The sequence below is a fragment of the Halomonas flagellata genome (assembly GCF_022487945.1).
Classification (GTDB): Bacteria; Pseudomonadota; Gammaproteobacteria; order Pseudomonadales; family Halomonadaceae; genus Halomonas; species Halomonas flagellata.
The window spans coordinates 40,182-64,257 of sequence record NZ_JAKVPY010000007.1 but is presented as its reverse complement, the minus strand read 5'-3'; the positions used below and the strand labels follow the sequence as shown (position 1 = coordinate 64,257).

Annotated in this window: 23 protein-coding genes; 13 read left to right on the top strand and 10 right to left on the bottom strand. The window is 65.0% G+C overall.

Going from position 1 to position 24,076, the window contains the following annotated elements:
• Positions 1-139: 139 nt before the first annotated feature.
• The 9 genes from MKP05_RS07490 to MKP05_RS07450 form a co-directional block, all read right to left on the bottom strand.
• On the bottom strand, positions 140-1,822 hold the full coding sequence (locus MKP05_RS07490; protein WP_240567739.1) for an HD domain-containing phosphohydrolase: 1,683 nt from the start codon (positions 1,820-1,822) through the stop codon (positions 140-142).
• A 176-nt stretch (positions 1,823-1,998) separates the two neighbouring features.
• A complete protein-coding gene (gene cysC / locus MKP05_RS07485; RefSeq protein ID WP_240567738.1) occupies positions 1,999-2,625 on the bottom strand; it encodes an adenylyl-sulfate kinase in 627 nt (208 codons plus the stop codon).
• The gene (locus MKP05_RS07480) at positions 2,622-2,921 is read right to left on the bottom strand and encodes a hypothetical protein (protein ID WP_240567737.1); all 300 of its coding nucleotides are present in this window, start codon (positions 2,919-2,921) and stop codon (positions 2,622-2,624) included. The genes cysC and MKP05_RS07480 overlap by 4 nt, the downstream gene beginning before the upstream one ends.
• A gap of 35 nt (positions 2,922-2,956) precedes the next feature.
• Complete coding sequence (locus MKP05_RS07475; protein ID WP_240567736.1) at positions 2,957-3,778, bottom strand: hypothetical protein; 822 nt, start codon at positions 3,776-3,778, stop codon at positions 2,957-2,959.
• Entirely contained in the window at positions 3,775-4,347 is a 573-nt protein-coding gene (locus MKP05_RS07470; RefSeq protein WP_240567735.1) for an acyltransferase, read from the bottom strand. Before MKP05_RS07470 ends, MKP05_RS07475 begins: the two co-directional genes overlap by 4 nt.
• A 22-nt stretch (positions 4,348-4,369) precedes the next feature.
• On the bottom strand, positions 4,370-7,273 hold the full coding sequence (locus MKP05_RS07465) for an O-linked N-acetylglucosamine transferase family protein (RefSeq protein WP_240567734.1): 2,904 nt from the start codon (positions 7,271-7,273) through the stop codon (positions 4,370-4,372).
• A 216-nt stretch (positions 7,274-7,489) separates the two neighbouring features.
• Positions 7,490-8,311: a flagellin N-terminal helical domain-containing protein gene (locus tag MKP05_RS07460; protein WP_240567733.1), complete on the bottom strand. Its 822-nt coding sequence runs from the start codon at positions 8,309-8,311 to the stop codon at positions 7,490-7,492.
• 267 nt (positions 8,312-8,578) lie between these two features.
• Positions 8,579-9,937 carry a flagellar filament capping protein FliD gene (gene fliD, locus MKP05_RS07455; protein WP_240567732.1) on the bottom strand — a complete coding sequence of 453 codons (1,359 nt, stop codon included), beginning with the start codon at positions 9,935-9,937 and terminating at the stop codon, positions 8,579-8,581.
• Positions 9,938-10,286: 349 nt separating this feature from the next.
• A complete protein-coding gene (locus MKP05_RS07450; protein WP_240567731.1) occupies positions 10,287-12,113 on the bottom strand; it encodes an EAL domain-containing protein in 1,827 nt (608 codons plus the stop codon).
• 272 nt (positions 12,114-12,385) lie between these two features.
• Here MKP05_RS07450 and MKP05_RS07445 point away from each other — a divergent pair, with 272 nt between their 5' ends.
• Together MKP05_RS07445 and MKP05_RS07440 are read left to right on the top strand one after the other, a co-directional pair.
• Complete coding sequence (locus tag MKP05_RS07445; RefSeq protein WP_240567730.1) at positions 12,386-12,910, top strand: hypothetical protein; 525 nt, start codon at positions 12,386-12,388, stop codon at positions 12,908-12,910.
• A gap of 90 nt (positions 12,911-13,000) precedes the next feature.
• The gene (locus tag MKP05_RS07440; protein WP_110284277.1) at positions 13,001-13,369 is read left to right on the top strand and encodes a flagellar protein FlaG; all 369 of its coding nucleotides are present in this window, start codon (positions 13,001-13,003) and stop codon (positions 13,367-13,369) included.
• 57 nt (positions 13,370-13,426) lie between these two features.
• Here MKP05_RS07440 and fliE read toward each other — a convergent pair whose 3' ends face one another.
• Positions 13,427-13,756, bottom strand: a complete 330-nt coding sequence (gene fliE, locus MKP05_RS07435; RefSeq protein WP_110284278.1) for a flagellar hook-basal body complex protein FliE — start codon at positions 13,754-13,756, stop codon at positions 13,427-13,429.
• Between the two features lie 277 nt (positions 13,757-14,033).
• On the opposite strand from fliE, the gene fliF reads away from it, so the two are divergent.
• The 11 genes from fliF (at position 14,034) to fliP (ending at position 24,067) form a co-directional block, all read left to right on the top strand.
• A complete protein-coding gene (gene fliF / locus MKP05_RS07430; RefSeq protein ID WP_240567729.1) occupies positions 14,034-15,758 on the top strand; it encodes a flagellar basal-body MS-ring/collar protein FliF in 1,725 nt (574 codons plus the stop codon).
• Positions 15,751-16,752 carry a flagellar motor switch protein FliG gene (fliG, locus tag MKP05_RS07425; protein WP_240567728.1) on the top strand — a complete coding sequence of 334 codons (1,002 nt, stop codon included), beginning with the start codon at positions 15,751-15,753 and terminating at the stop codon, positions 16,750-16,752. Before fliF ends, fliG begins: the two co-directional genes overlap by 8 nt.
• On the top strand, positions 16,745-17,503 hold the full coding sequence (fliH, locus tag MKP05_RS07420; protein WP_110284280.1) for a flagellar assembly protein FliH: 759 nt from the start codon (positions 16,745-16,747) through the stop codon (positions 17,501-17,503). The genes fliG and fliH overlap by 8 nt, the downstream gene beginning before the upstream one ends.
• A complete protein-coding gene (fliI, locus tag MKP05_RS07415; RefSeq protein WP_338072342.1) occupies positions 17,500-18,900 on the top strand; it encodes a flagellar protein export ATPase FliI in 1,401 nt (466 codons plus the stop codon). Before fliH ends, fliI begins: the two co-directional genes overlap by 4 nt.
• On the top strand, positions 18,897-19,358 hold the full coding sequence (gene fliJ / locus MKP05_RS07410) for a flagellar export protein FliJ (protein WP_240567727.1): 462 nt from the start codon (positions 18,897-18,899) through the stop codon (positions 19,356-19,358). The genes fliI and fliJ overlap by 4 nt, the downstream gene beginning before the upstream one ends.
• A gap of 18 nt (positions 19,359-19,376) precedes the next feature.
• Entirely contained in the window at positions 19,377-20,684 is a 1,308-nt protein-coding gene (locus tag MKP05_RS07405; protein ID WP_240567726.1) for a flagellar hook-length control protein FliK, read from the top strand.
• 141 nt (positions 20,685-20,825) lie between these two features.
• A complete protein-coding gene (fliL, locus tag MKP05_RS07400; protein ID WP_240567725.1) occupies positions 20,826-21,299 on the top strand; it encodes a flagellar basal body-associated protein FliL in 474 nt (157 codons plus the stop codon).
• Between the two features lie 21 nt (positions 21,300-21,320).
• Complete coding sequence (gene fliM / locus MKP05_RS07395; protein ID WP_240567724.1) at positions 21,321-22,367, top strand: flagellar motor switch protein FliM; 1,047 nt, start codon at positions 21,321-21,323, stop codon at positions 22,365-22,367.
• Positions 22,360-22,878, top strand: a complete 519-nt coding sequence (fliN, locus tag MKP05_RS07390; protein ID WP_240567723.1) for a flagellar motor switch protein FliN — start codon at positions 22,360-22,362, stop codon at positions 22,876-22,878. Before fliM ends, fliN begins: the two co-directional genes overlap by 8 nt.
• Positions 22,879-22,883: 5 nt before the next feature.
• Positions 22,884-23,318, top strand: coding sequence for a flagellar biosynthetic protein FliO (gene fliO / locus MKP05_RS07385; RefSeq protein WP_240567722.1), 435 nt, complete (start codon positions 22,884-22,886; stop codon positions 23,316-23,318).
• 17 nt (positions 23,319-23,335) lie between these two features.
• Positions 23,336-24,067: a flagellar type III secretion system pore protein FliP gene (gene fliP, locus MKP05_RS07380; RefSeq protein WP_276316557.1), complete on the top strand. Its 732-nt coding sequence runs from the start codon at positions 23,336-23,338 to the stop codon at positions 24,065-24,067.
• Positions 24,068-24,076 lie beyond the last annotated feature (9 nt).

The window sequence follows — 24,076 nt, the reverse complement described above, 5'->3', positions numbered from 1 at the left end:
CATCGCATCGGGCTGACCGCATTACGCATCCTTTACGATCCAGACCAGTCTGCCAGACACTTCGCCGGATATTGCGACGAAAAGCCCCTGCCCGAAGGGTTATTTCCTTCTATCGGCGGGTGGCCGCAGGACTTTAGGCTCAGGTGGAAACCGGCACTTCGGCCACCGGAGGCCCCAGCCTCGCCAGCCGCTCGCCCTGCAGCACCTCGCCGAGCGATGCGCCCGGGGGCGCGGCCTCCCCGGCGAGCTGCACCCGGGCCGGCTGCCCGCGTTCGTCCAGGCCCTGCACCCAGCCCAGCTCGCCGCCCTCGAAACGCACCAGCGAGCCGATCGGCAGCAGGCCGAAATGCCGGATGTAGCGTTTCACCCAACGCGGGTCGAAACGAGCGGGATGGCCGAGCAGATGACGATAGATATCGGCGATGCCCCAGGCGGGGCGATCCGCCCGATTGCGGCGCATGGCCTCCACGACGTCCACCACCATGGCCAGGCGCGTCAGCTCGTGAAGCCGCTCGCCGGACAACCCCCGGGGGTAGCCGCTGCCGTCGAGGCGTTCGTTGATGCGCTCCACCACGGCCTCCACCACGCCGCCGGCGAGCCACTGACAGTGCTCGAGACGCGGCCGCAGCAGCGCCACATGTGCGTGCAGCTGCGCTCGCTGGTCCCGATCGAGCCGGGGCGCCTCGAGCAGCGCCTTCGGCAGCAGCGCCTTGCCCAGATCGTGCACCATGGCACAGGCGACCATCGCCTTGCGCACATCACGGGGCATGGAGACGGTCGCGGCGAGGTCGAGCAGGTGCACCGCCACGGCGAGGCCATGGCGCACCATCACGGTTTCATACAGCATGCAGCGGGGAGCGAACAGCAACCCCTCGCGATCCTCGTCATGCAGCGCCAGCAGCCGATCGGCATGGCGCGAGAGCTGCACCGAATCCAGCGCGCGGCCCTGCTGGAGCTCGAGGAGCTGGGCATCCAGATAGCCGGCCACCTTGGCGAGCCGCCTGGCCATGGGCGTGGCATGGGCCTGTACATTGCGCCGACCCACTGGCGGCGGGGCCGAAGGCTCGGCCTGGAACAGCGGCGACGGCAGCAGCGAGGCATCCGCCTCCTTGGACAGGCGGGTTGCCTCCCGCTCGATCTCGCGCACGAAGAACCACAGCTGGCGCTCCTGCGCCCCGCTGGGCGCGACGAACCGGAAACCGGCCCGCACCGCCTGGCGCTCGGTATCGGCCACGTGATGACGCGGGTTCGCCCGGATCACGAAGCGGGTGCCGTTGGGAAAACAGAGCTCGACCTCCAGCGGCAGGGCCGAGGCCAGCCGGCTCGCCGCCCCGAGGGGCAGCTCCAGCTGGCAGCCCTCCAGCGACAGGTCCTTGAGATCGCCCTGGATCGGCGCCTCGGCCTCACCGCCGCGCAGGATGGCCCCCACCTCCATGCCCAGCCGCAGCCTGGCGCGGAAGGACTCGCGGCGCTGCAGGACGTCCAGACTGAGCGGATAGGGGCACTGGCACTGCAGGCGCCCCTCCGCCTCGAAGCATTCGCCCATCACCAGCGGCGGGGTACGCAACATCTTGTCGCGCGCCTGGCCCAACAGGCGGAAGGGCTGGCCGCGTTTGAGCGCCCCGGCGACCTCGCGGATGGCGCTGATGTCGAGCAGCAGGTGGTCGCCCGGCTGCTGCGCCTCGACCAGCACCGGCAGGGGCTTGCCACCCGAGGCGTCGAACTGCAGGGAGGCGCCGCCCGGTTCGCTCAGCGCCTCGAGCAGCGCCTCGATCTCTGCCGGGTTCTCCACCCGGATATATCCTGCCTGCGGTCGTGTCATCCCAGCCTCTACCTGCCCCATGTGACGAGTCCAGCCTTGCCGAACGGAGATCGGCCTTCACGTACCATCGGCCATTGCCGCAAGAACTTGAGCTTGGATGATGCACCTGCCAGTAAGTTTGCTGGGCTCGATGTTGGGGTTGAAGATCTGGCGCCTCGGCCAGGCCCGCGGTACAGCTACACCACCAGCTTCAATAGCTCGTCTACGCGCTGCCCTTTCAAGCAGTTGCTGGTATCGATGACGACGTCCGGATTCAACGGAGGCTCATAAGGGCTATTGATTCCGGTAAAGTCCTGTATCTTTCCCACCCGGGCCTTTTTATAGAGCCCTTTCGGGTCGCGCTGCTCGCATACTCCAAGTGGCGTAGCGACATGCACTTCAACAAACTCACCTTCGGCAAACAAGTCACGCGCGTTCTGGCGGTCTTCACGAAACGGCGATATGAAAGCCGTAATCACAATCAACCCGGCCTCGGTGAAAAGACGCGCCACCTCACCGATTCGGCGGATGTTCTCGGCGCGATCAGCCGCACTCATGCCGAGATCACGGCACAAGCCGTGGCGAACGTTGTCGCCATCCAGGAGCATGGTGTGATAACCCAAGCGGTTCAATCGCACCTCTAGCTCATTCGCCAGGGTGGACTTCCCTGATCCAGAGAGCCCGGTGAACCACACGCACTTGCCTTTGTGCCCCTTGCCCCCCTCTCGCATTGCCTGGTTGACGCTGGCGGGATTCCAAACCACGTTCGCCTTGCATGCCGGGTGGCTCGGTCGAGAGGCTGGATCCTCCGCATCTCGGATCATCCACGTGCCCACCGTGACATTGGTGAAGCGGTCATGGCGATGAAGCTGCCGGTGTCAGGGTGGCGCTTGGGCAGGTGCTCCACGTTCAGGCGAATGGTAAACAGCTCAAGCTCCAGGGCAGCGCGCTGCTCCTCGCGACGGGCACGCTCTCGAGGATCGCTGGCCGCCTCAATCACCGCATCGAAGGTATTATTGACCAATGCCTCTATCGTATGAAGGCGCGGAAGAACCTCGTGGATCAGGGCATGGGCGGTAATATATAGATAATAGTTACTATAACCTACCCACTCATCCACGACCCTACAAATAGCACCCATTGATATCGAAGCCATCATCGAAATACTTTTTTAACATCATCATCCAAAAATAATGAATCAAGGGCCTTTTTAACAAACACAGGGTCGAAAAATGCCACTCTATTCAAGACCTCGGCTTCCTCGTCAAGAAATGAAAGAGCTTCAGGATCTCGCCCTTTCACTTTATTAGGATTATGATGCAAGGATGCAATTTCTTTATGATGCTTTTCAGCCACCTCTCTATCTGAAACGCTCAAACCAAAAAAGCCACCTATTTCCATCACATTGTCAAAATCATGGAAATCATTGGCTGTCAGCCAGCGATATTTACCACCTTCATTATCGTAAACACTCGCTGCTTGAATTTGCCTCGCATAAGAATCAAGCACCCCCCAATAGCAAAGCTGGTAATCCGTCAAGCTTTCCGGCTCGTGAATCGGGAGACTTCCAGGAACACGAGGATCCGCCGAAAAATGCCTTCCCCTTTGCGTTCGCATTGGTGTACTCCCCCTCTCAAAGAGGCTGGATGCTGTTTTTCTGAAATCTCTATTCAAAAGTAGCAACCCAGGCATTATTCCCAGGCGGAGCAATGGGATCAAAAAGCCTTTACCAAAAACATTGCTCGTCTCTACATAATGACCTTCAGGATAACCATTGATATGATCAATCTTTTTTTCCAAGAAAGTAATGGCACGTTCGGGATCCTCTTTGACCAGAGGGAACACGGTGGCATAATTTGGCTCTGGTTCATGAAGGGAACGCGTATCATCAAATAACCTGAAGATTTCCGTCAAGAATGTTGTACCTGTTCTTCCATGAGTCACGGTAAAAATCAGATTCTTATTGGAAGCAGTCATAACGGCTCTCCAGTAATCTCTTTCACGGGCTTGGCAGGGCGGCCAGCAACGATAGTATTAGCGGGGACATCTCCCACAACAAGGCTACCCGCTGCAACAACAGCATTTTCCCCTATCACTGCCGGACCTAGTACGGTAGAGCCAGACCCCATCCACACTCCTCTCTTGACATGGATATCTCGCCCAGTGTCGGGTACCGCTGCAAGTCGCTCTTTCCCTGTCTTTTTATAGTCATGCGTTCCAGTAAGAAGCATACAACGATGACCGAAGAAACACTCCTCTTCTACTGTTACGTGCCCGGAGCGAGTATTTATCAGAAGGTCATTAACAGATACCGTTGCTCTATCCAGATGCACCCGGCTCTTATCCCCCCAAATACGAACCTGCCTGAGCTCATACTCAGCGATATAGGGCATCAAAAGCTTTGCCAAAACTGAGAGCTCTTGCTTCTTTGCCGTTCTCAACAAGCTCAAGAATTCGCTTTCCTGCCCCTCTGTAACTTTTTCCTCCTTCAGAGGAGGTGCTTTTTTTACCACTTTTTCTTTTTTCAAGTTGACAATAGGTATCATAGCCAGCCCTCAAGAATATTCATTAGTAGCCATTCATCACCCGATCAATATCTTGACTGATCGTATCGTCAAATTCACATGACGACCGATCTTCCCCTTGAGCATACTGATATTCTATTGGCTCACTCTCGAAACCGTTTATTCCTGCAATACCTTCAGCTATCAGATATCGTTCTGCTTTTTCGGGTTCCACGCTCGCCATCACCGAATAGGTGAAATCCTTTACGCCATATACCGTATGCAGTAAAAATGCCAGCTTGATCCGCTGATCATCACTCAGCACGGCTATACGCTCATGGCTGGGTAGAAACAACGCATCGGCACTCTCCAACTCGGTAGCCTGATACTGTTGCAAATCATCACGTGTCGGAAGGTAACTACGGTAGGCCAGATCGTTCAAGCGATAGAAACGAAAGCCATGCCGAGACATCCAGTGGCTAACTTCGGCAAGATTGGGCTGTCGTTCATGCGTCGGCTGAAAAGCGATACGTGCTTGGATCAGCAGGGTATCACGCAACGCTTGCGAGGCATGCTCCAGCACTTTCAGACCCTCATGATTGGCATCCAGAGCCAGTAGGTCGATGTTGGGAAGTCCCTCGATGCTATCGAGGGCGATCGTAGGAATCTGGTGCTGCTCGATATTTAGGTCGCCATCCAGTGGCGGAAGGGATGTGGGCTCAGCTCCCTCAGCGATATATAAGGTTGCAGGCTCGCCATCACCTAGACTGGTATTGGGGAAGTGCTGAATCTCGCCATACTGGGCCAGATGATCCACGGTCTCCAGTTTGCACCCAGGGTCGAAGCTCAGCATCACGATACGCCCACTACCGAGCAACTCTCTTGCATCCGGGCGTGAGGCCAAAACGGCGCCATTGTCCACGGCGAGTACCGGGCTCTCCAGCTGCCAATCGAAACCATCACTGGGTAGCGCCAGGGCCAGCTTGACCGGTGCCTCCTCATCGGCGAACTGGGCCGCTCCGCTCTTGCTGAAGGTCAGTGCCTCAGGCACCTTGCCTTCGCAGTGGCGCTGCCAGATGGCGCGGAGCGCCGTGGTCAGGTGATTGGCGAAACGGGGACCATCACAGATGGGGGAGTCCATCAGGATGGTACGCAGGGATGCCCGGATGACCGCCAGGCTGGGCAGGTCGCTGGCCAGTTCCTTGGCACGCCTGCGGAAGTCTTCCCAGCTATCGGTAACCAATTCGGGAAGCCCGGCATTGACCAGGTGGGTGGCGCTATGGCGCCCAGCGAAGGTGGGGCCGACCCGGGTCACTACCGGTACCCCCATCATCAGGGCCTCGCAGGTGGTCAGCCCCCCGGAGTAGGGCCAGGTATCCAGGGCGATATCGATGCGCTGGTAGGTGGCCATGAATTCTCGATGCTGAGCAGGCCCTTCCAGAATCAGGCGATCGCTACTTATTCCGTGCTCGGCAAGAGTACCGAAAACCTTATTACGATAACGCTTGCTCTCGAACTGAACCCCTCTTAGCAACAGCTTGCTACCCGGGATCTCATGAAGGAGTACGGCCCACTCTGCCAACATCGGCGGCGATAGCTTGGCCGGGTTGTTCAAGCAACCAAAAGTGATGTAACCGTTTCTCAGTGCCGGAAGAGAATTCCCTGGGGGGGCATCTTCGGGAACATGGTAACAGATATAGTCATCGGGAAGGCGAATCAAGCTTTCCGTATAAAGCGAGTCGATGCCATCGGGGGCCTCGATACTATCGCCAAGCAGATAGTCGATGCAGCTTAACCCAGTAGTATTTATCAGACTCCCTACCCACTTGACGATCAGTGGAGCAGGTTCACGAGCCAGGGTATCGCAACGCGATCCCTCACCGGCACCGTTCATATCGACCAGGATATCGATGCCATCATCGCGCAACTTCCGATCCAGCTGGCTATCGCTGAGTCCTTCGATCACTTCCCAGCGGTGTACCACCTGCTGAATTTTTCGGGTCAGCTCATCGACTACCTGACTGGTGCTATAGGCAATCAATTCGAACTGCTCGGCCGCCAAGTTCTCTAGTGCCGGAAGTATCATCTGCCCCACCGGGTGCATTCTGAAACCGCCGGAGAGCAAGCCAATGCGCAGCTTCTTCGCGGGATCCTTCAACGTATCGGCGCGGCCCGAGGGAGAAGGTTTGGCAAAGCGTTTTTCCCACTCAAGCGCCTTGACGAAGATATCTTCGGCACTATATTCCGGATTATAGTGTGCCGCCATCAGGAGATTCGAATGAACTTGGCCATTCGTGGGGTCTAACTCCAGCTCCTTCGCAAAATGTGCCTCGGCTTTCTTATAGCTACCCTCCTTGACATAGAGGGTTGCGATATGGTTGTGAACCCCAATGTGCTTCGGGTTGACTGCTAACAGTCGCTCCAAGGTCTCCAGGGCATCATCATGGCGCTTGAGCTGGTCGAGGATGCGCGCTCTCCATAGCAGCACCTCTTCATGACGGGCATCCAGCGCCAGGGCACGGTCGTTAACCTCAAGAGCCTTACGGTTATTACCCAGTTGATGACAGGCACGGCTTAACCATACTAAGGCCACTAGATAGGCTGGCTTAGCCTCGACGACCTCCTCCAGAGCCGTCACCGCGGCAGCGGCCCTCCCCGCCAGCACCTGATACTGGGCCAGTTTCAGCAGTTGGGCGGCACCTGGCGTCGTCACCAGTTCCACCACCCTTGCCATGGCATCACCGGCTTCATCAAACCGCTCTAACCGCCCCAGCACATTGGCATAGAGCTCATGGGCCTGGGCGGCGCCTGGATAGCGTTGCACCATGGCTTCGGCCAACCGCAGCGCTCGAGAGTAATCCCCTCCTTGAAACGCCATATCGAAGGCACCGAGTTGAGCGGCCGGTAAGGTGTTACCGGCCTCGGAAGCGCGCGTTGTGGAGCGTCGACGAGCATGTTTCTTGGCCATGGCAAGGGCACCTTGACAGTCGGATACGATGATAATTGCCAAGGATAGCGATTCTTGCGGTGGGGGGATGGTGGCAAATAGCCTCTCACTACCCCTCTTTTCTTCTCTTAGGAGGTGGCCTAGTCACCCGTGCCCACAACGAAGCGAGGCTGGCCAGAAGGCCAGCCTCGAGGCAAGGATTGCGCGGCGCAATCCTTGCTGCCAAGCGGTTGCGTCTTAGCCCAGCAGGGAAAGCACCGTCTGCGGGGTCTGGTTGGCCTGTGCCAGCATCGAAGTACCCGCCTGCTGGAGGATATTCGCGCGGGTCATATTGGAGACCTCGACCGCGAAGTCGGCATCCTCGATCCGCGAGCGGGCCTCGGTGAGGTTGGTGGCATTGGTGGTCAGGTTCTCGATCACGGAATCGAAGCGGTTCAGGGTCGCACCGAGAGTTGCGCGCTCGTCGTCGATGGTCTGGAGAGCCGCATCAACGGAGTCGATGGCAGCCTGAGCATTGGTGAAAGTAGAAACATCCAGTGCAGCAACAGCCAGAGTCGCTGCTGTTGCATCGACAGTTTCCACAGAGATGTCATCGACACCGGCAGTGGTATTGGCACCCACCTGGATATTCAGCGTTGCGGCAGCATTCAGCAGATCGGTGCCGTTGAAGGTGGTAGCACCGGCGACACGGTCGATTTCTGCGACACGCTCATCGATCTCGAGCTGGATGGAAGCCCGGTCTTCGGCAGAGTTGGTATCGTTGGCCGCCTGCACCGCCAGCTCACGGATACGCTGCAGGTTGTCGCTGATCTGGTTCAGGCCGCCTTCCATGGTCTGCGTAAGGGAGATGCCATCATTGGCATTACGCTCGGCCTGCTGCATGCCCTTGATCTGGGCGGTCATGCGGTTGGCGATGGCCTGGCCGGCGGCATCGTCGGCAGCGCTGTTGATACGCAGACCGGAGGAAAGGCGTTCCTGGGCCTTGGCCAGCATGGACTGGGAGGACTTCAGGTTGTTCTGGCCGATCAGGGCGGTGATATTGGTATTGATCACGGACATAGCGTCATTCCTTCTTCGTTAAGGGCTCCATTGGCCGCCCCGAGCCTTGCAACGGCGGGGCCTGCCGCAACGGCGCCGTTGGCCGTTAACCTAGTTAACGGCCAGGCCGGGCAGGACTTTAGGGGGTGGATGAATTATTTTCGTATCCCCCAGAGACGATACCCAGCCCGGTACAGGCCCTGCTGTCACCAAGCGCGTCACCTTCGCTCCAATACGAAAGCGGGCCCGAATCGACGGGCCCGTGTAAAGGAAATCGCTCAGGAAGGACTACGAATCGTTCTGAAAATTCAGCGAACTAAGCTGCTGCGTCAGGAAATCGTTAATGGAGTTCATTTGCGCCAGCATGGCATCCAGCTGCCCAAACTGTTGGCGGTAACGATCGACGGTGCGTTCGATGCGCACCTCGGTGCGGTCGAAGCGCTCCTCGAGCCGCCCCACTCGCCCTTCGGAACTGTCGATGGAACGCTTGAGAATCCCGTCACTGTCCAGCACCTGACCCAGGGTCGCCTCCAGGCGTCCTGCCATACCGGCCTCATCGCTATCGCCGGCGAAGAAGTCGGCCAGGGCCTGGGGATTACTGGCGATCGCCTCATCGAGCTTGGTCTCGTCGAGCTCCAGGCGCCCCTCGGGGGTCAACGAGATGCCCAGTTGAGAGAAGAGCTCGATGTCTCCCCCCTCCACCAGGTCGCCAAGATCACGACTAAGGCGCGACTCGATGGTGCGCACGGTACGATCGCCGACCAGCTCGCCGGCGGTCTCCGGGTCACCGGTCACCGCCGTCATCCGCCCGATGGTGGACTTCATCTCATTATAGGCAGAAACGAACTCGCCGACGGCTTCCTTGAGGGACTCACTGTCCTGCTCGACCACCACCGTGGCCGTTTTGCCTTCGGCACTGGCATCCAATGTGAGGGTCACCCCCTGAATGGCATCTTCCACGGTATTGGACGTGCTGGTGATCTCGATGCCGTTGATGTTCAGCAGGGCGTCACGCCCCAGCTGCTGGGTGCTGGCATCCGCTTCCAGGGTGGCGTCAGTGAAGTTGGTGAAGGTCATGTCGGTAATCCCGGCATCCTCGCCGGCTTCCTTCGAGGTCAGCACCAGACGGTAGCCCTCACCATCGTTGATGATCGAGGCATTGACGCCGGCATCCGGGTCATCGTTGATGGTATCGCGGATCTCCGCCAGGGTAGCGTCTTGAGCCAGTGCCACGCTGTGGGTTGAGCCATCGCCGAAGGTAAGGTCGATGCTGGCGTCGGCATCGGTCAGGGTGGCTTCCAGATCGGTCACCCGCGTACTGGCCAGGCTGCCGGCACGGGCAGTCTGAGTCACCGTGACCTCATAGCTCCCGGCAGTCGCCTCGGCGCTCGCCGTGGCGCTGATGCCGTCCCCCTGCACGCTGGCGCTCAGAGCGGTGTAGAGCGAGGTGTCGTTGAGTTTGGCTACGGCGTCCTGAAACTTGTCCAGCCCGGTCTGCAGGCGCCCATAGGCCGAGATCTTGGCCTGCTCCTGAGTCCGCCGCTCGACAATCGGCTGCAGCTTCTCACGCTCGGCCGTACGCAGTTGATCCAGCAGGCCTGTCAGGTCAAGCCCGGAACCCACTCCGAGAGCGGAAATACCTTCCATATGCTCGCCTCCTTGAACGGTGGTAGTAAACCAAGGTCACCTACTCTATCGGCCTCTACCGAGGCAACTTTAGGGGAACGCTGAACAAATGTCTGGGCGGGCAAATCGCGGCGTGGCACGGTGCTCAGAATCCTCACCCATACCGAATATGATGCCGCCTTGCACTGTCGGGTGAATTGGCCTCCTCTCCCAGGGCCACGGCGATCACCGCCACGGTGGCGATGAGGATGCGAAGACGCAGGGAGGTAGGCATGGGGTAGAGGAAGTCGAGCAAGGGGCGGCACGCGGGTGCTACGCGCCGTCCCGACGCCATATCGGCGGCCTCGCCTACGACTTTAGGATGCAGGGCTCATTCCCTGGCGATAGCCGCGCCCTCCCACGCCACCAGGGCCCGTAGCCATCGCCGCTCGAACCCGGCGGCGTCGACCGGACGCCCGGTCAGGTAGCCCTGGAGCAGATCGACGGGATAGCGAGAGAGTGCCTGGCGCTGGGCTTCGGTCTCCACCCCTTCGGCGACCACGCGCAGGCCCAGCTCTCGCGCCAGGCCGGTGACGGCGGCCACGATGGCGGCACTGCCGCGGCTGTCCTCGCCGACAAGGCGCTGGACGAAGCGCCGGTCGATCTTGAGGGTGGTCAACGGCAGGTCCTGCAGGTAGCTCAGCGAAGAGTAGCCGGTGCCGAAGTCGTCGATGGCCAGGTGGCAGCCGAACCCGCGCAGCGCCTCGAGGATGGCGACTGCCTGCTGCTGATGGTCGAGCAGCACGCTCTCGGTGAGTTCGAAGCCGATCAGCCCCGATGGCAGGTCGAACTCCTCGAACAGCGCTCGCACCTGTTCGACCAGGTCGTCCTGCCAGAACTGCCGCGCCGAGAGGTTGATGGCCACCCGCGGCGGCGCCAGCCCGGCCACACGCCAGGCCCGGAGCTGGGCCGCCACCAGCCGCATCAATCGCTGGCCCAGGGGGATGATCAGTCCCGAGCGCTCCGCCAGGGGGATGAACTCCCCCGGGGAGACCGCACCGAACCCCGGCGGGCTCCAGCGCAGCAGCGCCTCGGCGCCATGCACCTCGCCGCTGTCGCGCTCGACCAGCGGTTGATAGTGCACCTCCAGCCCCTCACCGCTCTCCACGGTGTTGCGCAGGGCAGTCTCCAGCGCCAGTTGCTGATGGTCCTTGACGTGCATCTCGGCGCGGTAGAGCCGGTAGGTGTTGCGCCCCTCCTGCTTGGCCCGGTACTTGGCGGCATCGGCGTTGCGTACCAGGACCTCGGGGGTGGTGCCGTCGTCCGGGTAGAGGCTGATGCCCAGGCTGCACCCCACCCGGAACTCATGGCCACCCATCTGGAAGGGCTCGCTGACCTCCTCGATCAGCCGCCGCGCCACCCGGGTCACCTCATCCAGGGCGTCGAACTCGGGCAGCAGCACGAGGAACTCGTCGCCGCCCAGCCGCGCCAGGGTGTCGTCCTCGCACAGGCGATGGCCGAGCCGCTCCGCGACCTTGAGCAGCAGTTCGTCGCCCACGGCGTAACCGAGGGTGTCGTTGACCTGCTTGAAGTGGTCGAGGTCGATGAAGACCACCGCCAGGCGCTGCTCCTGGCGGTGGGCGTGGCGGATCGCCAGCTCGAGGCGGTCCTCCAGCAGGCGGCGGCTGGGCAGGCCGGTGAGGGCGTCATAGTAGGCCTGCCGGCGCACCCGCTCCTCGTTCTCGCGGAGCTGGGTGATGTCGGTGAACAGCCCCGCATAGTGACGGGTCGCGCCCTGGTCGTCGGTGATGGCGGTGATGGTCAGCTGCTCCAGATAGAGCTGGCCACCCTTGCGCCGGTTCCAGATCTCGCCGCGCCAGTAGCCTTCGGCCTGCAGCGCCTGCCACATGTCATGATAGAAGGAGGCATCTTGACGGCCGGAGGAGAGCACCCTCGGCGTGCGGCCGACGACCTCCTCCAGGCGGTAGCCGGTGAGGCGGGTGAAGGCCGGGTTGACGAACTCGATGCGCGTCTCGGCATCGGTGATGACGATCCCCTCCTGCGAGGCGTCGATGATCCGCTCGGCGAGCTGCAGGTTCTGGCGCGACTCGGAGAGCGCTCGGTCGCGTGCGTGGATCAGCGTCTCCTGCTCGCCCACCGTGAGCCGCGGCCGGCTGGCCCACTCGCCGATCGGTGTATTGCCGGGATCCTGGCTCATATCTCTCTCTGCGTGGGATGTCGCGTTCCCGGCAGGGAAACGACAGGTTGCACCGAGTGTAGCGCCTGGGCGGCCGCCCGGCGACGTCGTCGCCCTCGCAGGCCGGCCGCTTGCCTGACCACCGGCTGACAGTCAGTCGGCCCAAACCGGACAAAGCTTGATGCCACTCGACCAGCGGTGGAATTAAAGATGCCGCACCACTGGCCGATAGCCAAGGAACCAATAACAAACGCGATCCCCGGATGGCTTAACCCACAGGTGAGGACGCAGCGATGACCCGCATGGAGACCTTCCCCACGGCATCGGACATGAACGTCGTCGACAGGCTCAATCTGGCACTGAAGCGGCTGGGTGAGCGCGACGCGGCCCTGCTGGACGACGAGGCGAGCGAACGCAGTATCGCCTGTCGCCTGGCCTGCCACCTGCAACCGCTGTTCCCCGACTGGGACGTCGACTGCGAGTTCAACTGCTGGGTCGACCCCAGGCAGCGCAAGGGTCACCTGGTGGTCGCCACCACCAGCGACGCCACCGAGGCGCGCACCATCTTTCCCGACCTGCTGATCCACCGCCGTGGCCACGACGAGCGCCTGGCGGTGATCGAGCTGCACAAGAGCACCCTGCAGCAGTCACGCCACCGGGAGCTCAAGAAGCTTCGCCAGTGCCAGTCGCGGCTCGGCTGCCGGCATGCCCTGTTGATCGAGGTCGGCGTCGGCGAGGCACGCGGCGAGCACCGGCTGGAAGCCCTCTCGACCGGCACCGGCATTAAAGCCCCGGCCCGGCGTGCCGATAATCTCTAGTGACTGTCACTCGTGACGGAATCTATCAGGGTCGCCGCGGCCGGTACCGGCGCGGTCTATCACGACAGCAAGCACCAAAGGAAGCCGGCCATGAGCTCACCGCTGACCGACGCGACATCCGCTCCCTCGACCTCGCCCTTCAACGACCTGACGCCACGCCAACAGGTCGAGAGGGTACTCGCCAACCTGCCTACCGCCGGCGGCGCCCTGGCCCAGGCCGAGAGCAGCAGCGTGGCGCTGGGCAGGGGCGAGCTGGTCGAACCGATCCAGCGTATCAACGAGGTGATGCGTCACTACGGGGTGCAGTTCGAGCTGGCGGAGCACGAGTCGCGGGTGGTGACCCGCATCGTCGACCGCGAGAGCGGCGAGGTGATCCGCCAGATTCCCGCCGAGGAGGTGCTGAAGATCGCCGAGCGGCTGCAGGAGGTCCAGGGCCGGCTGGTCGACCTGGAAGCATGACACTGGTGTCGACCCGAGTGTATTTCCGTCGCGAGCGATGAGAGGCAGCAGGAAAGACTAAACCTGCATGTTCATCACGTCCTTGTACGCCGTCACCAGGCGGTTGCGCACCTGAACCCCCATCTGGAAGGCCACGCTGGCCTTCTGCATGTCGACCATCAGGTCGTTGAGCTCGACATCAGGGTCGCCGGCCTGGAAGGCCTCGGCCTTGGCCGCCGAGGCCTGCTGCAGGCGGTTGATGCGCTGGATCGAGGCCTGCAGCTCACCGGCGAAGCCGCCCGCCCCCACCGCCGTGGCTACCTGCTGGCCCTTGGGCGGCTGACCGGCGGCCTGGGTCGCCAGCGACTGCATCTGGGTCAGTGCCGACTGAATCGCGGGTGAACTCATGGAAACCCCTCGCCTGTGACGGTAATGAAGAACGGTAATGGAAAAGGAGTGCTGCCAAGGCTACCAGCCCGGGCAGGGTAACCATGCCCCCAAATGGGCACGAAATGACGGGCTTTTCCGCGGTTCGCGCTCGACGCCGCCACGGATAATGGCGTCCATCAGAGTTCCGCCTGTTCGACCGGGCGGCCAACCGCGATGAATGGACGCAGGACATGCCTTCTTCTTCGATGACCGTGGGACCCGGGATCCACTGCACCCCCTCAGTGAGGTGGTGCACATGAGCAATGGTGCCTCGGCCACCGGCTCCCAGGACGCCTCCCGGCAGCAGGACACTCCCCGCCAGGCGGGCCTCGAGCGCCTGATGGCCCAGCTGCGCGCCAATCCGCTGATCCCGTTGATGATCGCCGGGGCCGCCTCGATCGCCATCGTGGTGGCACTGCTGATGTGGGCGCGCAGCCCCGAGTACCGGGTGCTCTACAGCAACCTCACCGAGGCCGATGGCGGCCGCATCATCGGTGAGCTGGACAACCGTGGCGTTCCCTACCGCTTCAGCCAGGGCGGCCAGGCACTGCTGGTGCCCGGCGACCAGGTCCACGGCCTGCGCCTGCAGCTGGCCGAGCAGGGCCTGCCGCGGGGCGGCAACGTCGGTTTCGAGCTGATGGATGGCCAGGCCTTCGGCATCAGCCAGTTCGCCGAACAGGTCAACTTCCAGCGCGGCCTGGAGGGTGAGCTGGCACGCTCCATGGAGTCCCTGGGGCCGGTGGAGCGCGCCCGGGTGCACCTCGCCCTGGCCAAGCAGTCGGTGTTCGTGCGCGACCGGGAACCGGCCAAGGCCTCGGTGATCCTCACCCTGCACGGCGGCCGGGTGATGAGCGAGGGCCAGGTCAATGCCATCGTCCACATGGTCTCCAGCAGCGTGCCGGAGCTGGCCGCCGATGACGTCACGGTGGTCGACCAGAACGGCCGCCTGCTGTCGATGCAGGGTGCCAAGGGCCGCGACCTGGACGGCACCCAGCTCGACTACATCAACGAGGTCGAGCGCTCCTACCAGCGGCGCATCGAGAACATCCTGGTGCCGATCCTCGGCCGCGACAACGTCCGCGCCCAAGTGGCGGCACAGATCGACTTCTCCCGTCGCGAGGAGACCTCGGAGCGCTACGGCCCCAACCAGCCCCCCAACGAGGCCGCGGTGCGCAGCCGCCAGTCGAGCCTCTCCTACAACGGCGGCGACGACCTGGCCCGGGGCATTCCCGGGGCCCTGAGCAACACCCCGCCCGGCACGGCGCCGTCGCCCATCGAGCTGCCCGAAGGCGAGGAGGGCGAAGAGGGCGACGCCGCCGGGCTCCAGGCCCTCAACAACCTGCGCCGGGACGACGTCACCAACTATGAGGTCGACCGCAGCGTGGCCCACGTGGAGCACCGCCTGGGCCAGGTGGAGCGGCTCTCGGCGGCGGTGGTGGTCAACTTCCGCGACGACCTCGACGAGAACGGCGAGCCGGTCCGCACGGCCCTCGCCCCCGAGGAGATCGCCCAGATCGAGCGCCTGGTGCGCCAGGCCATGGGCTTCTCGGCGGCCCGCGGCGACGAGGTCGAGGTGGTCAACAGCCCCTTCAGCCGCGTCGACGAGCGCGGGGAGACCCCGGAGTGGTGGCAATCACCGCAGGTCCACCAGCTGGCGCTCACCCTGGGACGCTACCTGCTGGTGGCGCTGGCCGCCCTGCTGCTCTACCTGCTGATCCTGCGCCCCTTGATCAAGCGCCACACCCAGGCACCGGCGACCCTGCCTCAGCCGGCCCCCGCCCTGCGGGCCCAGGTCGGCGGTAGCGACGAGGAGGACCCCGCGGCCGCGGGGGACGAAGAGGACACCTACGCGCCGCCGCGCCGGCGCAAGCGCAAGTCCTCGGCCTATGAACAGAACCTCAGCGACCTGCGCGAGATGGCCCATGAAGACCCGCGCATGGTCGCCATGATCGTTCGCAGCTGGATGAACAAGCATGACTAAGGCCCAGACGAGCGGCGCACGACGCAGCGCCATCCTGCTGCTGGCCCTCGACGAGGACAGCGCGGCGGAGGTCTTCAAGTACCTCTCGGCCGGCGAGATCCAGGACATCAGCGCCGAGATGGCCCGCCTCGACCAGGTCTCCCACGAGGAGATGCAGCAGGTGCTCGCGGAGTTCCACGCCGAGACCGAGGAGTTCATCGCGCTGAACCTCAACTCCAGCGAGCACATTCGCTCGGTGCTGACCAAGGCGTTGGGCAGCGAGCGCGCCTCCAGCCTGATCGAGGATGTCCTCGAGACCTCCGGCGCCAGCTCGGGCATCGACGCCCTGAACCTGATGGAGGCCCCGCTGGTGGCCGAGCTGATCCGCGACGAGCACCCGCAGATCATCGCCACCGTGCTGATCCACCTGGAGCGCCACCAGGCCGCCGCCGTGCTCGAGCTGTTCGACGACAAGCTGCGCAACGACGTGGTGCTGCGCATCGCCACCTTCAGCGGGGTGCAGCCGGCGGCCCTGCAGGAGCTCACCGAGGTGCTCTCGGGGATGCTCGACGGCCAGAACCTCAAGCGCAGCAAGATGGGCGGCGTGAGGACCGCGGCCGAGATCCTCAACCTGATGAACTCCAGCCAGGAGGAGGCCGTCATCGAGACGGTTCGTGCCCACAACGAGGACCTGGCACAGAGGGTCATCGACGAGATGTTCCTGTTCGAGAACCTGCTCGACCTGGACGATCGCAGCATCCAGCTGGTGCTCAAGGAGATCGACACCAACTCCCTGGTGGTCGCCCTCAAGGGCGCCCCCGAGGCGCTCATGGACAAGTTCCTGCGCAACATGTCCCAACGCGCCGCCGACCTGGTGCGCGAGGACATGGAGGCCCGCGGGCCGATCCGCGTCTCCCAGGTGGAGGCCGAGCAGAAGGCGATCCTGCAGGTCGTGCGGCGCCTGGCCGACAGCGGCGAGATCGTGCTGCGCGGCGGGGACGACACCTATGTCTGATCTGCACCGCGGCGATACCGCCCGCCAGCCGCTCCGCGACGACGAAGTCGCCTGGCGCCGCTGGGAGATGGACGAGCTGGTCGGTCGGCGCGAGGAAGCCGCCAGGGACGATGGCCCCTCGCCGAGCGAGACCGCCCGGCGCAAGGCGGCCTTCCAGCGACAGGCCGAACTGCGCGCCCTGCGCGAGCAGGTGAGCCGGGAGGCCCGCGAGCAGGGCCACCGCGAGGGCTTCACGGCCGGCCATGCCGAAGGGCTCGCCCAGGGGCTGGCCGAGGGCCGCGAACAGGCCCGCGCCGAGTTCGAGCGCGAGGTACGCGAGACCCTGGCTCCGCTGCTGTCGCTGGCCGAGCAGTTCGGCGAGGCCCTGGCCCGGCTCGACGAGGCGGTGGCCGGCGAGCTGGTCGAGCTGGCACTCGCCACCGGACGCCAGCTCGCCGGCGAGGCCCTCAAGGCCCGCCCGCGCCAGGTCCTGGAGACCGTCCGCGCCCTGCTGCACTCCGAGCCGGCCATGACCGGCAAGCCACGCCTGTGGCTGCACCCGCTGGACCACCGGCTGGTCGAGGAGCATCTCGGCCACGAGCTGGAGGCGGCCGGCTGGACGCTGCAGCCCGACGACCAGCTCCGCCGCGGCGGCTGCCGCGTCACCAGCGCCAGCGGCGAGCTCGACGCCACCTGGGAGAGCCGCTGGCAGGCGGTGAAGGGCCAGGTGCGCCGGCGGCGTCCCGCCGACGGCAACGGGAGCGCCACGTGAGCGCCGCGACCCCGGCCAACCCACACCATCGGCGCTGGCAGGCGTCGCTGCACAAGGTACGCGCGCGCATCGAGACGGTCCCGCCCTTCCGCGCCAGCGGCCGGGTGGTGCGCGCCACCGGCATGGTGATCGAAGCCATCGGCCTGCAGGCCCCACTGGGCAGCGCCTGCCGCATCGAACTCCCGACGCCCTACCGCCACGAGGCGACGCGCCATGCCGAGGCCCAGGTAGTGGGTTTCGCCGGCGAGCGCCTGTTCCTGATGCCGCTGGCCGAGATCACCGGCCTGCTGCCCGGCGCCCGGGTCTTCCCGCTAGGCGATGGCGGAGGCAACGGCCACGGCACCCGCCGCTTCCCGCTCGGCGACGCCCTGCTGGGCCGCGTGGTCGACGGCAACGGCGAGCCGCTCGACGGCCAGCCCCCCCTCGACGAGGTGCCCCACGCCCCCCTGCAGACCCCGCCGCTCAACCCCCTCTCCCGCGCCCCCATCGAGCGCCAGATCGACGTCGGCATCCGTGCCATCAACGCCCTGCTCGCCGTCGGTCGCGGCCAGCGCATGGGGCTGTTCGCCGGCTCCGGCGTCGGCAAGTCGGTGCTGCTCGGCATGATGGCCCGCTTCACCCGGGCCGACGTCATCGTGGTGGGGCTGATCGGCGAGCGTGGCCGCGAGGTACAGGACTTCATCGACAACATCCTGGGGCCGGAGGGCCGCCGACGCGCCGTGGTGGTCGCCGCCCCCGCCGACACCTCGCCGCTGCAGCGGCTGCAGGGCGCGGCCTATGCCACGCGGCTGGCGGAAGGCTTCCGCGACGAGGGCCGAGACGTGCTGCTGATCATGGATTCGCTGACCCGCTACGCCATGGCCCAGCGCGAGATCGCCCTGGCCATCGGCGAGCCACCGGCCACCAAGGGCTATCCGCCCTCGGTGTTCGCCAAGCTGCCGAGCCTGGTGGAGCGGGCCGGCAACGCCGAGCGCGGCGGCGGCTCGATCACCGCCTTCTACACCGTGCTGACCGAAGGCGACGACCAGCAGGACCCCATCGCCGATTCCGCCCGCGCGATCCTCGACGGCCATATCGTGCTGTCGCGGGAGCTGGCGGAGGCCGGACACTACCCGGCCATCGACATCGAGACCTCGATCAGCCGCGCCATGACCGCCATCGTCGACGACGGTCAGTTGCAGCTCGCCCAGCGCTTCAAGCGGCTGTTCTCCCGCTACCAGCGCAACCGCGACCTGATCAGCGTCGGCGCCTACAGCCCCGGGCACGACCCGCAGCTCGACGAGGCCGTCCAGTGCTACCCGGAGCTGGAGGCCTTCCTGCAACAGCGTATCGACGACTGCGCCCCCCTGGAGGCCTCGCACCGGCGGCTCGCCAGCACACTCGGAGGGACACGATGAGCACCGCATCCACACCGCTCGAGACCCTGGTCGACCTGGCCCGGGAGGCCCGCGACCAGGCCGGCCAGGCGCTCGCCGGCGAACGCGCAAGCGAACGGCAGGTGGCGGGCCAGCTGGAATCGCTGGGCCGCTATCGGCTGGAGTACGCCCAACGCCTGCAGCAGGCCATGCGCGAGGGCATCGACCCGGCCACCATGCGCAACTACCAGCGCTTCCTCGACTCCCTCGACGATGCCCTGGCCCGCGCCCGCCAGGCGCTGGCCGCCCAGCAGCAGCGCGTCGGCCAGCGCCAGGCCCAGTGGCAGCAGGAGCAGCGCAAGCTCTCCTCCTACGACACCCTGGTCTCCCGCCGGGCGATGCAGCAGAACCTGAAGGAGCAGCGCCGGGAGCTGCGCGCCAGCGACGACCTGGTCAACGGTCGCCTGATCCGCGAACGCCACGCCTCGAGCGACCCCTGATTCCGCCGGAGAACCGACATGGACATTCCGCTGTTACTCGCATCTGCCCCGGGCCAGGGCCCGACCCCCGCCGGTCCGTCGAACCCCGGCGCCAAGGGCGACTTCGCCCTGGCGCTGACCCGTGCCGGCAAGCCGGGCACCGACGCCCAGGCACTCACCGCGCGCGACCAGCCGGCCACCGCGGCCGAACGGCACCTGGGCGTGGCGGCCGGCGGCGAATTCGACCTCGCCCCGGGCAGCCTGGAGGTGATGATGCAGGCCCTTGGCGAGGGCACGCCGGCGGAAGGTGGCGATGCCCGGCTGGCCGAGATCGCCGAGCGCCTGGCGCTGATCGAAGGTGCCGGCCGCGACGACGCAACGCTGCCGGCCGATGACCTGGCCGAGCGGGCGCTCGACACCGAGGCACTCGCCGTCCGGATAGCCGCCATAGAAGCCGCCGAGGTCCCGCCGGAGGCGGCGCCCGGCCACCCGCCCGAAACGGTTCTGGCCGACGCCGGCGCCTGGCCGACCCTGGCCGGCCAGGCCCTGCAGAACGCGCCGAGCGACGCCCCCCGGGCCGAAGCGCGGCCGGCGATTCGCACCGAACGCCACGACCCCATGGCCGGCGAGCCGCCGCGTCCCGAACGTCAGGCCGCTCCGCAGGCCCTGGAGACCATCCGCGCGGCCAGCGAGCGCGGCGCAGCCCCGCGTCCCGAGCCGTTACCCTCCGCGCAGTCCACCACACAGGCCACCGCACAGGCCGCCCGGGGTGACACCCTGCCGACGGCCGCCGAGTCTCGCAGCGCCGAGCCAAGAGGCGAGAGCTTCGCCGCCCTGCTGGGTGGCCAGCCGTCCGGCGCCGCCGCTGCCGGCACGCCCGGTGCCGCCCCCGTCGCCCTGCCGGCACCGCTCGCCAGCCCTGCCTGGCCCCAGCAGTTCACGCAGCAGGTCGGCCAGCAACTGGTGATGCTCGGCCAACGCGGCGGCGAGCAGCGCGTCGAGCTGCACCTCAACCCGGCGGAGCTGGGCCCCCTGACGGTCTCACTGAAGGTGAACGAGCAGGCCGCCCAGGCCCAGTTCCTGTCGGCCCACGCGCCGGTGAGGAGCGCCGTGGAGCAGGCGATTCCCCAGCTGCGCGAGGCGCTGGCCGAGCAGGGCATCAGCCTCGGCGAGGCGTCGGTGGGCGAACAGTCGCGTGACGGGGCCGCGCGCGACTTCGCCGGTCGCGGCATGGCCGGCGGCGGTCTGGCAGTCGAGCCGGGCGACGAGATCGAGGGCCCCGGCGCCTCAGCCCCGGCCGTAGCGGCCGATATCGCTCTCGACGGCCGGGTGGATCTCTACGCCTGACGATATCCCGAACGGCGCCACCCGGCACCACGCAAAAAGCCAAGATAGGCCCTTTCCCGGGGCCTGTTCGTTTCATGGTGCCACGGCCTGCGTCCGCATACTGGGCAGGCTGGCACCACAACCCTCTGGATAGGTAAGGCAATGGCGACATCGAAGGGTGGCTCCAGAAAGCTGCTGTGGCTCATGGTGATCCTGGTGATCCTCTCCTCCTCCGTGGCGGCGGCGGTGATCTACCTGGTGCTCGACCAGCGCGATGGCGCCGTCCTGGCATCGACCGAGGCCGTCCCGGAACGGCGGGCGCCGATCTTCGTCAAGATCGACCCCTTCACGGTCAACCTGGCCGACGACGCCTACGGCTCGCGCCTGCTCTATGCCGGGCTGTCGCTGAAGGTGGGCGACGAGGAGACCCGGGAGATCCTCGAGGAGCACATGCCCCAGGTACGCAGCCGCCTGCTGATGATGTTCGCCGGCAAGCAGGCCGGCGACCTGACCGACCCCGGCAACAAGCAGCGCCTCGGCGACCAGGTGATGGCGGTGCTGGACCCGCCGATGACCGACCATCAGCCCGAACTGGTGATCGAAGACGTGCTCTTTACCGAGTTCATAGTGCAATAACCCTCGGGGAACCGATCCTTCATGTCCCAAGACGATCTGCTGTCGCAGGAAGAGATCGACGCCCTGCTCAAGGGCGTCAGCGGCGAGGAGGAGTCCACCACCGGCGCCGGCGGCGACGACTCGCGTATCCGCCCCTATGACCCGGCCACCCAGCACCGGGTCATCCGCGAGCGCCTGCACGCCCTGGACATCATCAACGAGCGCTTCGCCCGTCACTTCCGCATGGGGCTGTTCAACCTGCTGCGGCGCAGCGCCGACATCACCGTGGATGCGGTGCGCTACCAGAGTTACAGCGACTTCTCGCGCAACGTGCCGGTACCGACCAACATCAACATCATCGCCATGAAGCCACTACGCGGCTCGGCCTTGATCGTGTTTCCGCCGAGCCTGGTGTTCATGGTGGTGGACAACCTCTTCGGCGGCGACGGTCGCTTCCTGACCAAGTCGGAAGGCCGCGAGTTCACCAACACCGAGCAGCGCATCATCATGCGCCTGCTCAACCTGGCCATCGACGCCTACAGCGAGTCGTGGAAGTCGGTCTACCCGCTGGAGATCGGCTACCTGCGCTCGGAGATGCAGTCGAAGTTCGCCAACATCACCAACTCGCCCAACGAGATCGTGGTGACCACCTCCTTCAACCTGGAAGTCGGCAACCTCGCCAGCAATTTCCAGATCTGCATGCCCTACTCGATGATCGAGCCGCTGCGCGACCTGCTGGCCAACCCGCTCAACGACGGCCATCACGATCCGGACGGCAACTGGGCGAAACGCATGGCCGGCGAGATCCGACACTCGGAGGTGGAGCTGGTCGCCGACTTCACCACCATTCCCACCCGTATCGCCCACGTCATGGCGCTCAAGGTGGGGGGCATCCTGCCCCTGGAGCTGCCGGAAGCCATCATCGCCCGGGTCGACGGGGTGCCGGTGATGGAGTGCGACTACGGCAGCCAGCACGATCAACGGGCCCTGCGGGTGATCCGCATGATCGACCACGCCCCGACCGCTGCGTCGTCCGACGCCTTCGTCAAGGGGTCGGCGCCGCCACCCAAGGAACCCAAGAATGACTGATCCCAAGAAGCCCGATCAGAGCATCGACGACGCCTGGGCCGATGCCATGTTCGAACAAGAAAACGCCGACCAGCACGAAGCCGAACGACAGGGCGACGACGAGGACCCCTGGGCCGCGGCCATGGCCGAACAGGCCGCCTCGGCGTCGGGCGACGACGGCCCGGACGAGGAGCCCGAACCCGCCAGGGCCAAGGCCGCCGGCGAGAGCGTCTTCCGCCCCCTCGAGCAGGGCGGCGGCAGCGCCGCGGCGCGCGACCTGGAGATGATCATGGACATTCCGGTCAAGCTCGCCGTCGAGCTCGGCCGCACCCGGATCACCATCAAGCAGCTGCTCGAGCTGGCCCAGGGCTCGGTGATCGAGCTCGACGGCCTGGCCGGCGAGCCCATGGACATCCTGATCAACGGCTACCTGATCGCCCAGGGCGAGGTGGTGGTCGTCGACGACAAGTACGGCATCCGCATCACCGAGATCATCACCCCCTCCGAGCGCGTGCAGAAACTGAACCGTTGACCGCCATGAACGATACCCCCCGCGACGCCGGCACCGGCGGCCTCGACGCCCTGGCCGCCGGCGACGCCCTGATCGGCCTGGCCACCCTGGGCAAGACCGCCGCCGCCTTGGCGCTGATCGTGGTGATCATTGTCGTCGCCAGCGCCGTGCTGAAGCGCGTCGGGGTGAACCGCCAGGCGCACGGCGGCCGCCTGAGGGTGGTCGGCGGCACCAGCGTGGGCAATCGCGAGCGGGTGGTGATCGTCCAGGTGGAAGAGACCTGGCTGGTGCTCGGCGTGGGCGGCGGCCAGGTCAGCAAGCTCCACGAGCTCCCCGCCCCCGGACCGATCGGCGAGACGACGACCGGCGGCGGGCCGGCCTTCGCCGAGAGCGACAGCTTCACCAGGCGCTTCGCCAAGGCGCTGAAACACAACAGCGGGCTGGGGCGAGACAGATCGTGAGCCGCCCCCTTCTTCGCCTGACGGCGGGACTCGCGGTCCTGCTGCTGTCGCTACCCGACGCGGCCCTGGCCCAGCAGCTCCCCGGCATCGTCAGCCAGCCGCTGGTGGACGGCGGCCAGCAGTGGTCGCTCTCGCTGCAGACCCTGCTGCTGCTCAGCTCCCTGGCCTTCCTGCCGGCCCTGCTGCTGATGATGACCGGCTTCACCCGCATCATCATCGTGCTCAGCCTGCTGCGCACCGCCATGGGCACCCAGGCCACGCCGCCCAACCAGGTGCTGCTGGGGCTGGCGCTGTTCCTCACCTTCTTCGTCATGGCGCCGGTGTTCAACCTGGTGTACGAGACCGCCTGGCTGCCGCTCACCGCCGAGCAGATCGATTTCGAGCAGTTCCTGCAGCTGGCCCAGGAGCCCTTCCGCGAGTTCATGCTGGGCCAGGTCCGCGAGCCCGACCTGGCGCTGTTCGCCCGCCTCGCCGACGTCGCCCCGATGCAGGGGCCCGAGGACGTGCCGCTGCGCATCCTGGTGCCGGCCTTCGTCACCAGCGAGCTGAAGACCGCCTTCCAGATCGGCTTCACCATCTTCATCCCCTTCCTGATCATCGACCTGGTGGTGGCCAGCACCCTGATGTCGCTGGGCATGATGATGGTGCCCCCGGTCACCATCTCGCTGCCCTTCAAGCTGATGCTGTTCGTGCTGGTCGACGGCTGGCAGCTGATCGTGGGCTCGATGGCGGAGAGTTTCTTCCTATGACCGGGAGCG

Bases quoted from the DNA above. Each gene is read 5' to 3' on its own strand.
- MKP05_RS07450 (WP_240567731.1), bottom strand. From the start codon at position 12,113: ATGAGCCAGGATCCCGGCAATACACCGATCGGCGAGTGGGCCAGCCGG.
- MKP05_RS07405 (WP_240567726.1), top strand. From the start codon at position 19,377: ATGGACATTCCGCTGTTACTCGCATCTGCCCCGGGCCAGGGCCCGACC.
- fliJ (WP_240567727.1), top strand. From the start codon at position 18,897: ATGAGCACCGCATCCACACCGCTCGAGACCCTGGTCGACCTGGCCCGG.
- fliM (WP_240567724.1), top strand. From the start codon at position 21,321: ATGTCCCAAGACGATCTGCTGTCGCAGGAAGAGATCGACGCCCTGCTC.
- fliH (WP_110284280.1), top strand. From the start codon at position 16,745: ATGTCTGATCTGCACCGCGGCGATACCGCCCGCCAGCCGCTCCGCGAC.
- fliN (WP_240567723.1), top strand. From the start codon at position 22,360: ATGACTGATCCCAAGAAGCCCGATCAGAGCATCGACGACGCCTGGGCC.
- MKP05_RS07470 (WP_240567735.1), bottom strand. From the start codon at position 4,347: ATGATACCTATTGTCAACTTGAAAAAAGAAAAAGTGGTAAAAAAAGCA.
- MKP05_RS07490 (WP_240567739.1), bottom strand. From the start codon at position 1,822: ATGACACGACCGCAGGCAGGATATATCCGGGTGGAGAACCCGGCAGAG.
- MKP05_RS07475 (WP_240567736.1), bottom strand. From the start codon at position 3,778: ATGACTGCTTCCAATAAGAATCTGATTTTTACCGTGACTCATGGAAGA.
- fliD (WP_240567732.1), bottom strand. From the start codon at position 9,937: ATGGAAGGTATTTCCGCTCTCGGAGTGGGTTCCGGGCTTGACCTGACA.
- fliG (WP_240567728.1), top strand. From the start codon at position 15,751: ATGACTAAGGCCCAGACGAGCGGCGCACGACGCAGCGCCATCCTGCTG.
- cysC (WP_240567738.1), bottom strand. From the start codon at position 2,625: ATGATCCGAGATGCGGAGGATCCAGCCTCTCGACCGAGCCACCCGGCA.
- fliE (WP_110284278.1), bottom strand. From the start codon at position 13,756: ATGAGTTCACCCGCGATTCAGTCGGCACTGACCCAGATGCAGTCGCTG.
- MKP05_RS07445 (WP_240567730.1), top strand. From the start codon at position 12,386: ATGACCCGCATGGAGACCTTCCCCACGGCATCGGACATGAACGTCGTC.
- fliL (WP_240567725.1), top strand. From the start codon at position 20,826: ATGGCGACATCGAAGGGTGGCTCCAGAAAGCTGCTGTGGCTCATGGTG.
- fliO (WP_240567722.1), top strand. From the start codon at position 22,884: ATGAACGATACCCCCCGCGACGCCGGCACCGGCGGCCTCGACGCCCTG.
- MKP05_RS07440 (WP_110284277.1), top strand. From the start codon at position 13,001: ATGAGCTCACCGCTGACCGACGCGACATCCGCTCCCTCGACCTCGCCC.
- fliF (WP_240567729.1), top strand. From the start codon at position 14,034: ATGAGCAATGGTGCCTCGGCCACCGGCTCCCAGGACGCCTCCCGGCAG.
- MKP05_RS07460 (WP_240567733.1), bottom strand. From the start codon at position 8,311: ATGTCCGTGATCAATACCAATATCACCGCCCTGATCGGCCAGAACAAC.
- MKP05_RS07465 (WP_240567734.1), bottom strand. From the start codon at position 7,273: ATGGCCAAGAAACATGCTCGTCGACGCTCCACAACGCGCGCTTCCGAG.